Raw genomic sequence first — 12656 nt, forward strand, 5'->3', positions numbered from 1 at the left:
CATGTGATTGACATTGAACCTGACTGCTTTGATACCTGAAGGACACTACCCGCATGAGCGACTCCGGCCGCGCCGATGCCTTGTTAGCCGATCTACCCCGCAACGGCCTTGGCCGGCTCAAGGTTTTCCTCGGCGCCGCGCCCGGCGTGGGCAAGACCTACGCCATGCTCCAGGCGGCCCACACCCAACTGCGCCAGGGCGTACCGCTGATTGCCGGGGTGGTCGAGACTCACGGCCGTGCCGAGACGGAAGCCTTGCTCAGCGGCCTGCCGCAACAACCGCTGTTGCGCAGCGAATACCGTGGCGTGATGCTCGAAGAAATGGACCTCGACGGCCTGCTCGCGGCCAAGCCCAAGCTGGTGCTGGTCGACGAGCTGGCCCATAGCAACGCGCCCGGCAGCCGGCATGAAAAGCGCTGGCAGGACATTCAGGAATTGCTCGCTGCCGGCATCAACGTATTCACCACCGTCAACGTCCAGCACCTGGAAAGCCTCAATGACCAGGTGCGGGGCATTACCGGTGTGCAGGTGCGTGAAACCCTGCCGGACTGGGTGCTGCAAGAGGCCGACGAGTTGCTGTTGATCGACCTGCCGTCCCGCGAATTGCTGGAGCGCCTGCGCGACGGCAAGGTGTATGTGCCGGAACAGGCGCGAGCGGCCATCGATGCGTTTTTCACCCAGACCAACTTGATGGCCCTGCGCGAACTGGCCATGCAGACCGCGGCCGCCCACGTCGACGACGACCTGGCCCAGGGTTACCGCCAACTCGGGCAAGCTGCGCCGGCGGTACGGGGTCGTTTGCTGGTGGGGGTCGATGGCGACGCACAAGCCGAACGCCTGGTGCGCCATGCCAGTCGGGTCGCCCAGCGGCGGCATTTACCCTGGAGCCTGGTGCATATCGACAACGGCCACGCGCGAGATGAACAGTCACGGCTACGCCTGCAAAATGCCCAGCAACTGGCGGAGCGTTTGGGCGGCGAGGTGGTGTTGCTGCGGGCGGGCGAGGTGGCTAAAACGTTGATCCAGCATGCCGCCGAGCGCCGCGCCAGCCTGGTACTGGTCGGGCAGTCGCGCATGCGCTGGCGTCGACGGCTGTTCGGCGGAGGCCTCGCCGCACGCTTGTTGCGCAATGCGCGGGGCCTGGAGATCAACGTGCTCGACAGCGACGATATGCCTGCTCCGCCGCGCTTGCCGGATGCGCGTGGGTTGCGCTGGTTCGACTACGCCTTGGCCGTGGTGGCAACCGTTGTTGCAGCCGGCTTGGCCTGGGGCGTGTCCAGCGTATTGCCGTTGCCGAATATCTCACTGGTGTTTCTTGCGGCGGTGCTGCTGGTGGCGGTGCGCAGCAGTCTGGGGCCTTCGCTGGTGTGCGCGGCGTTGTCGTTCATGACCTATGACTTTCTGTTTATTCCGCCGAATTTCTCCTTTGCCATCCAGCGTGAAGAGGATGTGCTGACCTTGTTGTTCTTCCTGTTGATGGCAGCGCTCACCGGCAACCTGGCTGCGCGCCAGCGTCGCCAGTTGCAGGCGCTGCGCGATACCCAGGAAGAAACCAGCGAGCTGCTCGACCTGTCGCGCAAGCTCACAGCAGCCACGGATCGCCAGGCCGTTATCAGTGCGGCGGCTCACCACCTGCAAGGTTGGAATGACTTGGATGTATGCCTGGTCAATCGCGACGGCGAGGGCGGCTGGACAATCGAGACCGGTGGCCCGTTGACCCTTACCGAAGCCGAACGCGCTGCCGCCGATTGGGCCTGGCAGCACGACCAGCCGGCGGGTGTGGGCACCGGCACCTTGCCGTTTGGGCGTTGGTGGTGGTGGCCGTTGTCGGGCGAAGAGGGTCCCTTGGGTTTGCTCGGTGTCAGTGCCAAGCCGGGCTTGGAGTTGAGCGGGCAACGCCGCCGCCTGCTCACCGCCTTGAGCCAGCCGCTGGCCCAGGCGCTGGCGCGGGCGCAGTTGGGGCAGGAGTTGGAGTCGGCGCGTTTGCACGGCGAAACCGAACAACTGCGCAGCGCCTTGCTCGCCTCTGTATCCCACGATCTGCGCACGCCGTTGACCTCCATGCGCGGCAGTATTGACAGCCTGCTGGCGCTGGGCGAGGCGATCCCTTTGGAGGATCGCCGCGACTTGCTCGAAGGCACCCGCGATGAAGCCGAGCGCCTCGACCGCTACATCCAGAACCTGTTGGACATGACCCGCCTGGGCCACGGCGCGCTGAAGCTGGCGCGCGATTGGGTCTCGCCCGGCGATATCGTCGGCAGCGCCCTTGGGCGTTTGCGCGCGGTGCTGGCGCCGTTGCAAGTGAGTATCCATGTGCCGCCGGAGCTGCCGTTGCTCTACGTGCACGCTGCGTTGATCGAACAGGCGTTGGTCAATGTAATGGAGAACGCCGCACGTTTTTCACCGCCCCAGGGCCGTTTGCAGTTGAGCGCTGGTGTCGCGGACAACCAGTTGTTTTTCGCCGTGGCCGATGAAGGGCCGGGGATTCCCGAGGATGAACGTGCGAAGATCTTCGACATGTTCTACACCGCTGCCCGTGGTGATCGGGGCGGGCAGGGCACCGGCCTTGGCCTGGCGATCTGCCAGGGCATGGTTGGCGCACATGGGGGGCATATCAGCGTGGCGGATGGCATTGAAGGGCGGGGTACCTGCATCACCTTGTTTCTGCCGCTACAATCTCAGCCGGGCTTGGACACTGACCTTTGAAAACGTGTGCCTACTGTGGCGAGGGAGCTTGCTCCCGCTGGGCTGCGCAGCAGCCCCAAAACCATTCGGTCGCGACGCATCACCTGCCTGACTAGTTTGGGAGCGCTTCGCACTCCAGCGGGAGCAAGCTCCCTCGCCACAACAGGTTCGTTTCTACAATGGTTTGTTTTTAATGGATATTGATTAGACACCATGAGCCAGACCGCGACGATTCTAGTCATTGATGACGAACCGCAGATCCGCAAATTCCTGCGCATCAGCCTGGCCTCCCAGGGCTATAAGGTGATCGAGGCCGGCACCGGCAACGAAGGCCTGGCCCAAGCGGCCTTGAGCAAGCCGGACCTGCTGGTGCTGGACCTGGGCTTGCCCGACATGGACGGCCAGCAAGTGCTGCGCGAGTTTCGCGAGTGGTCGACGGTGCCGGTGCTGGTGCTGTCGGTACGGGCCAGTGAGGGCCAGAAGGTCGACGCCCTCGACGGTGGCGCCAATGACTACGTGACCAAGCCCTTCGGTATCCAGGAATTTCTCGCCCGTGTGCGTGCGTTGTTGCGCCAGGCACCGGCGGGCGAGTCTCAGGAAGCCGCCCTGAGTTTCGGCCCGCTGACGGTAGACCTGGCCTACCGCCGCGTCCTGCTGGACGGTGCCGAGGTAGCGTTGACCCGCAAGGAATACGCGGTGCTGGCGCAACTGGCGCGGCATCCAGGGCGGGTGATTACCCAGCAACAACTGCTCAAGGATATCTGGGGGCCGACCCACACCGAAGACAGCCACTACCTGCGCATTGTGGTGGGGCATTTGCGGCAGAAGCTGGCGGATGACCCGACGCAGCCGAGGTTTATCGTGACTGAGGCGGGGGTGGGGTATCGATTGCTGAATACTTAGGGTGGATAGAGTTTCGCTGCCTCAACTAGCGTCATCGCGGGCAAGCCCACTCCCACATTCGACCGCATGCTCATGTTGAACTCAGTCTAATTGTGGGAGTGGGCTTGCCCGCGATGGGGTCGTCAGCAGCGCCTACACTCTCAAGACTGCTCACTCTCATACCGATCCAACGTATCACTGGCAATTTCCCGCCCCAACGCGATCAACTCCGGCGCCTTGTAGAACTCGAAAAAACGGCACACCCGCTTGGGCACGTTGATCAGCACATCCGGCGGGTAGCCGGCGATTTTGTACTGTGCCAATGACGTTTGCATCACTTCGAAACTCTGGTTGATCAGGTCCAGCAGCGAGGCAGGCCCGACGTTATCAATAATGAACGAGCCTGTGGCCGACTTCGGCGTGCCGGGTTTTTCCGGCGCGGCGGCGGGTTGCTGGGATTCGGGCTCGGCCGACTCCAGCCATGGGTTGATCTCGGCGGCCTGGGCCTGCAACGCTTCCTGCTCGAGCTTCATCAACTGCTCGGCCTGTTTGCGTCGAAACGGCAGGTGCGAACCCAATGATTTTGCCAGGCTGTTAAAGCGGCTCTTGAATGCCGGCGGGCGCTGGATCACCGGCAAATGATAGTGCTTCTGGTTGGTGGCGTTGAGGTTGACCGCGATGATCAAGTCGCAATGGCTGGACACCACCGGCACGATGGGCAACGGGTTGAGCAAGCCGCCATCCACCAGCATGCGGTTGCCCTGCATCACCGGCGTGAACAGGCTGGGGATCGCGGCCGACGCGCGCATGGCCTGGTGCAGGCAGCCTTCCTGGAACCAGATTTCCTGCTGGTTGGTGAGGTCGGTAGCCACGGCGGTGTAGGGGATGCGCAGCTCTTCGATATTGATCTCGCCGACGATCTTGCGGATCTGCCCGAACACCTTTTCACCGCGAATTGCGCCCAGGCGAAAACTCACATCCACCAGGCGCAACACGTCGAGGTAATCGAGGCTTTCGATCCAGTTTCGGTACTCGTCCAACTTGCCGGCGGCATAGATCCCGCCGACCACGGCGCCCATCGAGCAGCCGGCAATACAAGCGATGTCATAGCCGCGTCGTTCGATCTCTTCGATCACCCCGATATGGGCGTAGCCCCTGGCTCCGCCGGAGCCCAGCACTAAGGCAACACGTTTCTTCATGACCAGATCCTTCGTGAAACAGGTGCCCACAATGCACCCATCAAGGGGGCCGCTACAATCCTCGGTAAGCCTTGGCAATATTTTTCCAGAATCACGACTAGGCTCGGGTATGCTCTGGCAATGGGTACTACTGATTTCAGGCTAAGGACAAGGCACTTTTCCCTGTAGGCAACGTCTACAGGCTACGACAGATTTTGTATATTTTGAGGTGTCATCGATGAAAGCCTGGATGTGTGTTCCCGTGATCCTGTTGGCCTTGGCGGGCTGTGCCGGGAAAACCGCGTATCGCGACAGCTGCGGGTCGCAGTTGGATGCGGCCTGGAAAGAACTGGACCTGGCCAAGGCCGAGGGCTTCGCGGGCACCGTCAGCTACTCCAAGGCTTTGTCGTTGTTGACCGGGGCCAAGACCCAACAGCAATTCGAAGCGTTCGAAGGGTGCTCCAACAAGGCCGAGAAAGCGCGCTTCTATATCCGTGAGTCACGCGCCGGGCGTTGATTCGCTAGCCGCGAGTAGGCTGTTTCATCACACAGGGAGGGCAGGATGTCAGCGCTGGTCAATCAGTTGGTCGCTCAGGTCATCGGCCTGGAAGTAGGGTTACTGAGCTGTCAGGCGCGTCTTGCCGCCGTCACCGATGATGAAGCCTTGCATGATCTGCGCACTACCGTGCGCCGCATGCGCAGCCTGTTGCGCCCCTTGCGCGGGTTACCGGGTGTCGAACAGCTTGAATCGGCCGCCCGCGCGGTCGGCCAGTTGACCACACCGTTGCGTGACCGTGAGGTGCTGGCTGCGTACTTGCAACAGCAGGGTCACCATGAGGCGGCTGAGCGGCGTCTGCGCCTGCAGCCTGAGGCTTATCGCCAGGTAGCGCAGAGCTCGCAGCTCGCACACCTGTTGCAGATCCTCGATGCGTTTCCACGGTTTATCCGCGCTTCCCAACGCCAGAAATTGCTCAAGGGTCTGCGCTCGCGCATCCAGAAACGCCTGACCAAGCAATGGAAGGTTCTCGATCATGCGCTGAATGACCCCGAGCATGATCGTCACCGTTTACGCTTGCTGATCAAGCGCGTGCGCTACGCCGCCGAGGCGTATCCCGAGCTGGATAAATTGCCCGCCAAGGCCCTGTCCGGTCTGAAAAAAGCCCAGGGCGCCCTGGGTGACTGGCACGACTGCTGGCAGTGGTTGATGCTGGCCGAGCATCAAGCCGATCTTGAGCCCTTCGTCGCCACCTGGCGTCAAACCATGGCCAAGGCCGAGCGGCAGGCGGACCGGGTTCTGGATAAGCTCAGCGCCGATTGTTTCTGAACCGGTCCGGTTTTTGGCCGGAATAGGTGCTGTATCTGGCGGGCTTGGTGGTTAAGATCCCCTCATCGATTTTCTTGATGTGAGGTCGCCATGCGCTTTAGTGATTTGCTCGACGCTGCCCGTCAAAACCCACAGGATGTCACCATTCCTGCCGAATGGGCCCAAGGTCGCGCCACCTTTGGTGGCCTGGTCGCCGCGTTGCAATACGAAGCCTTGCGCGCCCACGTGCCGGCAGACCGGCCGCTGCGCTCCCTGGCGATCACTTTCGTTGGCCCGGTCGCGCCGGATGTACCCGCTAGCTATCAGGTTGAAGTGCTGCGCGAAGGCAAGGCTGTCAGCCAATTGCTGGGCCGTGTGGTGCAGAACGGTGAAGTGGCGACCTTGGTCCAGGCCAGTTTCGGTGCGCCCCGCACCTCGGAAATTGACGTCGCGAGCGAGCCGCCACCCGTGTTCAAACATTGGGATGAATGCCAGGAGCTGCCCTATATCAAGGGCGTCACCCCTGAATTCATGCGGCATCTGGCAATGCGCTGGAGCGTCGGCGGCCTGCCGTTTACCGGCAATAAATCCCGCGACATGGGCGGTTGGGTACGGTTGCGTGGGGACGTGAAAGAAGAGCCCCTGACCGAGGCGCACATCCTCGCACTGGTCGACGCCTGGCCCCCGGCGTTACTTCCGCATTTGAAGAAACCGGCGCCGGGCAGCACCCTGACCTGGACCATCGAATTCATCCAGCCCCTGCAGCACTTGACCACCCTCGACTGGTGCCAATACCACGTCAACATCGAACACGCCCGCGACGGCTACGGCCATGCCGCCGCCGCGCTCTGGAGCCCGACCGGCGAGTTGATCGCCCTCAGTCGCCAGACCGTGGTGGTCTTCGCCTGACCCTCAATGCCGGTGACGCTGGCGCCACGCCCGCCACCAGCCCCCGCTGAGCACAAAGCGCGGAAACGTCACGAACTGCTCGACCACCAGGCGCTGCACCGCGTCGTTACGATCACTGAACGGCTCGCTCGCCTGGGCTTCCAGGCTGTGGCCATGACGCTGCAGCGCCAGGCCCGCCAAAATGCCGATCACGCCTACGGCAAAACTCACCAGGCTCAGGCTGAACACACCGGAAACGATCAACAGAAAGCCGATGATGAACAGCGGCACGGCAATCAGGTGCAAAGCCAGATTGGTCGGGTGTTGATGGTTTTGTGGGTAATTACGCCATTGCCAGGCGGGGAGATTGGGGTGACGTTTGCCCATGGTGGTGAATCCTCTGTCCGTTTAAACAACTTGGATAAAGTGTAGGTTGGGGGGGACGGGCCGGCGAATTGGGGATGGCTATGGAGTCCATAGAGCCACCTTTTATGTAAAAATGATTTCTCAGGTGACTCAACGGGGTGCCGCGATTTGAGATTGCTTTCAATTTGTGATGGTTATGTTGGGTTATTTAAAGTAGTAGTCGTCCGGTCCGTTGATGTAAACACTAGGGCCTTTAAGTGAAATAAATTTTGCGTTGAATGCTATGGAGGCGCTGTCGCTGACGGCTTCAAATGTAAAATGATCGCTGGCTCTTTTGATGCGTGCAGTAAATACCTCATGGGCAGGAATATTTAAGATTTTCAGGTTGTCAATGTCATTGCAAGTTAGGCCAACTCTGCACGTGTTATATCCTTTATTTCTCCATTTTTCTGGCAGGTCGTCTGGGAATTCAGGTATGTCAAAACCCATGCCTATTGATGGTTGATCATTTTCTATAGTTATAGAAAACAAAGCTATTTTTCCAATTTCAACTGGAGAGCTGAAAAGTTTACTAAAAAATATGCTTCCATCTAATTCGTTCCAATGCTTCATACTTATTTCCTGAATGGATAGTGTTTCTTTGCGCCTTCAAGATAGCCTTTTCGAGGCTTTTCGATCGGGCGTAAGTTGAAGTGTGACGAATGGTCCCCAACACCATCTACTCTGCCGAATTTATGTCCTGCTGAGTGATCTTGGATAAGAACCTTAGAGCCATTTGATCTTGTAAATTGATAAACCTTAGTTTCGATGGATCTCCCTGCATCATCCAGAACTGTTTTTCCGTTTTTGTCCGTCATTTTTTCAGTGACGTATTGTTTAGTTTTCCCTGTATCTAGGTCTACTACCATATCTGGGTTTTGAACCATCGGTATCCCGGCGTCTCTCTTCGCTTGTCTGAAGGCACCTTTGCGTGAAACATCGGGTGCGTCGGGTTCATTTGGTGTTTTACAGGCTGAATGATGCCTGCCTTTAGGCGGGCAGTTAGCGCTCAGCCCTAACGGGTCCACCCATCCAGTAGGGTTAGGCACGTACAGGTACGCGTTGATCCCACCCGCCAGCTTCACCGGATCTGGCGTCAGGTAACGACCAATATCCGGATTGTAGTAGCGATGGCGGTTGTAGTGCAGGCCGCTTTCCGGGTCGAAGTATTGGCCTTGGAAACGTAGCGGGTTGTCGATTTTGCCTACGTCGAGGCGGCTGATTTCGCCGTAGGCGCGGTAATGGGCGGACCAGGCGATTTCGCCGTCGGGCGTGGTGAGTTCCTGCGGCGTACCGAGGTGGTCGAGTTGGTAGTGGTAGGGCTTGGTTTCTTTTGGGCCGAAGCCTTCCAGCAGTACCAATGGGCGGAAGCTGTCGGGTTCGTAGAGGTAGCTGCGATGACGATCCGCGTGATGCTCAGCGATTACTTTGTCGCCTTGCCAGAAGAACTCCGTGGTGATGCCGTCGACGGTTTTGCTGATACGCCGCCCAAACGGATCGTAGCGATAACTGGCGCTTTGGCCATTGGGCTTTGTGATGCCGATCAGCCGGTGCTGACAGTCGTAGCGGTATTCGGTAACGAGTGAATGACCCTTGCCGCGCCGCTCGCGGATCAGGTTGCCGAAGGCGTCATAGTCGTAGTGGTGATCGCCTTGGATCACGAGCCGGTTACCCGCAACGATGTCCGGGCCAGGACGATCTTGCATCAGCAGGTTGCCGGCCGGGTTGTGGCCGAAGCGTTCCTGGACGTCTTGCGAATGATCGGCGCGGGTCAGGCGGTGGAGTGGGTCGTAGCGGTAGAGGTGTTCGCCTTTGCGGGTGTCGTGCAGGCGGGTGAGGTTGCCGGTTTTGTCGTAGTCGTAGTGGCGTTGGTAGAGGTGGTTTTCCTGTTGGATGACGGCGTGGGTATGTAGCCGGTTTTGCTCGTCGTAGTGGTAGTGGCTGAGGAGTTGGCCTTGTTGGCGTTGGTGTTCACGGCCGCTTTTGAACAGGTGTGAGGTCAGCAGCGCACCGTTCAGTTCGACGGTGGCAAGGTGGCCGCCTTTGTCGTGGTTGAAGGTGAGGCGGTTGTTGTCCGGTAGGCGTAAGTGCTGAAGTTGGCCGCAGGCGTCATAGCCGTAGCGCAGCGTGCCCCAGCCCTGGTGTTCGGCGGTGAGGCGGTTTTGGCGGTCGTACTCGTAGGCAAGGAACCAGTGGCCGTCGTCGACACTGAGGAGGTTGCCTTGGCGGTCGTAGGCATAATCGACAGCGCTGCCGTCGGGCAGGGTTTTTCTTACGAGGCGACCGGCATGGTCGCGATGGTATTGAGTGACGAGCTGACTGCCGTCGTCGCCGTATTCGGTTTTCTCCAGCAGGTTGCCGTTGAGGTCGTAGGCGTAGGCGGTGCGTTGGCCGTCGAAGCCGGTTTCCTGTTGGATCAGGCCGTTGGGGTGGTAGTCGAGCTGGTAGGTTTCGCCGACTTCGTTTTCGATGGCGGTGAGCAGTAAGCGGGCGTTGTCGTAGCGGTAGTTGACCTGGGTGCCGTCGGCATTGATGCGGCGGCTGATCAGGTGCAGGCCATCGGCGTATTCGTAGCGGGTGACGTGGCCGAGTTCATCGCGTTCGGCGATGATTTTTCCGTAGGGGTTGTAGCTGAATTCCCGGCTAGTTCCCCCGGGCTGGGTCAGTTTCAGCAGGCGTCCTACAGCGTCCCATTGATACTGGGTCAGCGCGCCGTGCTCATCCTCACGCGCGATCTGTCGGCCTAGATCGTCATAGCGATAACGCTTGATCCCACCATTGGGCAGCTGCTCTTCAACGAGCTGCCCACGCTCGTTCCACACCAACCGATGACAACTGTGATCCGGATACCATACCCCGGTCAGTTGCCCCTGTTTGTCGTAGCTGTAGTCGGTCGCGTTGCCATCCGGATCGATCTGGCGAATGACATCGCCTTGTTCATTGCGCTCGTATTTCCAGACCGCTTCACCACGCCGCACCACCCGTACGAAACCGTTGTCATGCTCGTAGGACGTCGGCTCATCATCCCCCGGAAACAGCGCGACCAAGCGTCCGGCGTCGTCGTATTGATAGGCCGTCACCGCGCCCAGCGGATCCTGCTCGACCGTCAGGCGGCCTTTATCGTCGTATGATTTGAAATGCTGGGCGCCGTCGGGATCGATGCGCTGTACCAGCCGCGCCCGCTGGTCATGTACGTAAACTTCCTGGCTGCCGTCGGCGTTATGCACGGTGACGCGACCGTCATCGCCCCAGACATACCGCGTGTCCATCTGCGAAAAACTGGCCCAATGCCGGACACAGCGCGCCGCCTTGCCAGCGCGTTCCCATTCCCAGAAGAAACTCGCCCCACCGGCCAGTTGCCGTTCAAGAATGACGTGCTGCTCGTCGTACCGATAACGCTCACATTCACCGACGGCATTGGTCGCTGACACCAGTCGTCCAGCGCCGTCATAGGCGTAGGAAACGACGTTCTGCTCGGTCACCCAGACGAAGGGTTCATGCCCTGTGGCGCGATGAACCTGGTAGTCCACCGCCACGATGCGATTCAGCTCATAGCGCAAGAGCAAAGAGCGGCCCACGCCGTTATCCAACCGCTCGATCCGCCCCAATCGATCCCGGACAACCAACAACCGGTTGTCATACGCATCGCTGATCGCCGTCAGCACTCCGTCGCGAAAATGGTAGAACCGCGACCCCTGGGCCAGCACCAACTCGTCAGGAACCGAGCCCAAATAGATCGCCACTTCGGCCAAGCTGTTGGTAATCGCCGGTCGAGAAACCGTCGGCAAGGGCAGGGTGGTCGAGCGATTCTCATGGTCCGTCCACACCACCGAATCGCCTGACACCACAAGCCGCTGCGCCAGCGCATGGCTCCAGCCAAACCCCAGCCCACAATCCACTTCCACCGCACTGCTGCGATACAAGCGCGTCCACTCGAACGGCAAGACCCCATCCAGCGCACCATCGGTAAGGGTCAGCAATTCCTCGCCAGTGACCATCGACACCGGGCAACCGTTCGTAACGGTTTTATCCGCCGGAGCCGCCGCATCGCCCTTCGGATTCGACGCAACAGCAGGCACATCATCCACATGCTCCTGCCGCACCAACGCCGTACGCTGCGTCTTGCTACGCACCGCCGGCATCGGGTTCGAAACCAGCGTGTCACCCGCCTTCAACGGCGCCACCGGCACCGCCTTGATAGCCGTCGCCGCACTGTTCAGCAGCAACGGCTTGGCCGCCTCCACATGGGTTTCCAGCCCAGGCCCCACAACCTGTTTGGCCAAAAGCTCCAACAACGCCCGCGCCCGCCCGGATTTGACCTGGCTGAGCACCTGAGCCCCCAACCGAAGCTGTACCCCAATTCCCCGCGTCGCCCATATCAGCAACAGATTGATCAACACTTCGCCGGTAACCTCACCCAGCAGTTCATACATCTCGGGCGGTGGCAGCATGCGCATCCAGGCCACCGCCGCGGAGAGATAAATGAACAACAGCGGCTCATCACTGAGCACCAGCAAACCCTGGGCGAGGGTGTCTTTACCCAGCTTGAGTAACTGATCCAGTTCGGCTTGGGAGATGTACTTCAACAACCGTTCGCTGTTGGACTTGAGGTTCGCCAGCAGGTCGTACAGCTCGGTAATGTTGTCCCACAGGTTGTAAAAGGCCTTGCCAATCCCGGTTGCAAAGGCCGCTCCCTGTTTCGCGCTGCGCGTGAAGGGCGGGGCGTTTGCAAAGTCGGCCCACTGAAGCTTGAAGCGCTCGTTCCATTGCTGGCGCAGTTCAGCTTCCAGCCCGGCGATCACCGACTGGTAGGACGCATACAGCGCCTTGACGTGATCCTTGGAAACGTTGGGGTAAAAGGTGACCTGGTACTGCTGGTCGCGAGTGCATTCTGGAACTTCAAGAATGCCGCTGGGACCGATGGTTCGATGCAGCGGCGCGCCAATGGGAGTGCCGTCCTTGGCGATGGCTTGCAGCGTGACCGGCGTGTTGCCGATCGGCACGAACCGGGTGCTTTCGAACAGATGCACCAGGGTCAGCCCACCCTGGGCTTTGCACATGGCGACGGTGCGACTGGGCATATCGGAAGAAATCGGCGCAACCAGTGCGACGTCTTCCCCGACCTTGAACACCTGCTCCACTTCCAGTGCCGAGCCACTTAAAAAGCTGTCGGCCCAGTCGTCGAACGTATTCAGGCAGTCGCGCAAATTCCGAAGAATGCTTTCAACATCCGGCGCTTCGGGGTCCATGGGGGCCAGCACAAAGCTGGCAATCACCGGAATCAAAAGACGGCCCCGGCGACCTGGGCCCTAACGA

General features: G+C 60.0%; 9 protein-coding genes. 5 read left to right on the forward strand and 4 right to left on the reverse strand.

Annotated features, from left to right (window positions below; translation table 11 throughout):
* The first annotated feature begins 53 nt into the window (after positions 1-53).
* A complete protein-coding gene (locus C4J88_RS07970) occupies positions 54-2705 on the forward strand; it encodes a sensor histidine kinase KdpD (RefSeq protein WP_124406665.1) in 2652 nt (883 codons plus the stop codon).
* 192 nt (positions 2706-2897) lie between these two features.
* On the forward strand, positions 2898-3587 hold the full coding sequence (locus tag C4J88_RS07975; protein ID WP_124406666.1) for a response regulator: 690 nt from the start codon (positions 2898-2900) through the stop codon (positions 3585-3587).
* 140 nt (positions 3588-3727) lie between these two features.
* On the opposite strand, the gene C4J88_RS07980 is transcribed toward C4J88_RS07975, so the two are convergent.
* A complete protein-coding gene (locus C4J88_RS07980) occupies positions 3728-4765 on the reverse strand; it encodes a patatin-like phospholipase family protein (protein WP_124361881.1) in 1038 nt (345 codons plus the stop codon).
* 217 nt (positions 4766-4982) lie between these two features.
* Between C4J88_RS07980 and C4J88_RS07985 the strand changes: the two genes are divergently transcribed.
* The 3 genes from C4J88_RS07985 to C4J88_RS07995 all read left to right on the forward strand — a co-directional run bounded on the left by C4J88_RS07985 (position 4983) and on the right by C4J88_RS07995 (position 6956).
* Positions 4983-5261 (forward strand): hypothetical protein, encoded by a 279-nt coding sequence (locus C4J88_RS07985; RefSeq protein ID WP_003238638.1) that lies wholly within the window; start codon positions 4983-4985, stop codon positions 5259-5261.
* 45 nt (positions 5262-5306) lie between these two features.
* Entirely contained in the window at positions 5307-6068 is a 762-nt protein-coding gene (locus tag C4J88_RS07990; protein ID WP_124406667.1) for a CHAD domain-containing protein, read from the forward strand.
* A 90-nt stretch (positions 6069-6158) separates the two neighbouring features.
* Positions 6159-6956: an acyl-CoA thioesterase II gene (locus C4J88_RS07995; protein ID WP_124406668.1), complete on the forward strand. Its 798-nt coding sequence runs from the start codon at positions 6159-6161 to the stop codon at positions 6954-6956.
* 3 nt (positions 6957-6959) lie between these two features.
* Here the strand turns inward: C4J88_RS07995 and C4J88_RS08000 are convergent, their stop codons facing one another.
* From C4J88_RS08000 to C4J88_RS08010, 3 genes are all read right to left on the reverse strand, one after another.
* The gene (locus C4J88_RS08000) at positions 6960-7322 is read right to left on the reverse strand and encodes an Mpo1-like protein (protein WP_124361884.1); all 363 of its coding nucleotides are present in this window, start codon (positions 7320-7322) and stop codon (positions 6960-6962) included.
* A gap of 183 nt (positions 7323-7505) precedes the next feature.
* Positions 7506-7913: an Imm50 family immunity protein gene (locus C4J88_RS08005; protein ID WP_124406669.1), complete on the reverse strand. Its 408-nt coding sequence runs from the start codon at positions 7911-7913 to the stop codon at positions 7506-7508.
* A 2-nt stretch (positions 7914-7915) separates the two neighbouring features.
* Complete coding sequence (locus tag C4J88_RS08010) at positions 7916-12625, reverse strand: RHS repeat-associated core domain-containing protein (RefSeq protein ID WP_124406670.1); 4710 nt, start codon at positions 12623-12625, stop codon at positions 7916-7918.
* Between the last annotated feature and the right edge of the window lie 31 nt (positions 12626-12656).

The sequence above is a fragment of the Pseudomonas sp. R4-39-08 genome (assembly GCF_003852275.1).
Classification (GTDB): Bacteria; Pseudomonadota; Gammaproteobacteria; order Pseudomonadales; family Pseudomonadaceae; genus Aquipseudomonas.

Excerpts from the sequence above, each read along its gene's own strand:
- C4J88_RS07970 (WP_124406665.1), top strand. The coding sequence starts at position 54 with ATGAGCGACTCCGGCCGCGCCGATGCCTTGTTAGCCGATCTACCCCGC.
- C4J88_RS07975 (WP_124406666.1), top strand. The coding sequence starts at position 2,898 with ATGAGCCAGACCGCGACGATTCTAGTCATTGATGACGAACCGCAGATC.
- C4J88_RS07980 (WP_124361881.1), bottom strand. The coding sequence starts at position 4,765 with ATGAAGAAACGTGTTGCCTTAGTGCTGGGCTCCGGCGGAGCCAGGGGC.
- C4J88_RS07985 (WP_003238638.1), top strand. The coding sequence starts at position 4,983 with ATGAAAGCCTGGATGTGTGTTCCCGTGATCCTGTTGGCCTTGGCGGGC.
- C4J88_RS07990 (WP_124406667.1), top strand. The coding sequence starts at position 5,307 with ATGTCAGCGCTGGTCAATCAGTTGGTCGCTCAGGTCATCGGCCTGGAA.
- C4J88_RS07995 (WP_124406668.1), top strand. The coding sequence starts at position 6,159 with ATGCGCTTTAGTGATTTGCTCGACGCTGCCCGTCAAAACCCACAGGAT.
- C4J88_RS08000 (WP_124361884.1), bottom strand. The coding sequence starts at position 7,322 with ATGGGCAAACGTCACCCCAATCTCCCCGCCTGGCAATGGCGTAATTAC.
- C4J88_RS08005 (WP_124406669.1), bottom strand. The coding sequence starts at position 7,913 with ATGAAGCATTGGAACGAATTAGATGGAAGCATATTTTTTAGTAAACTT.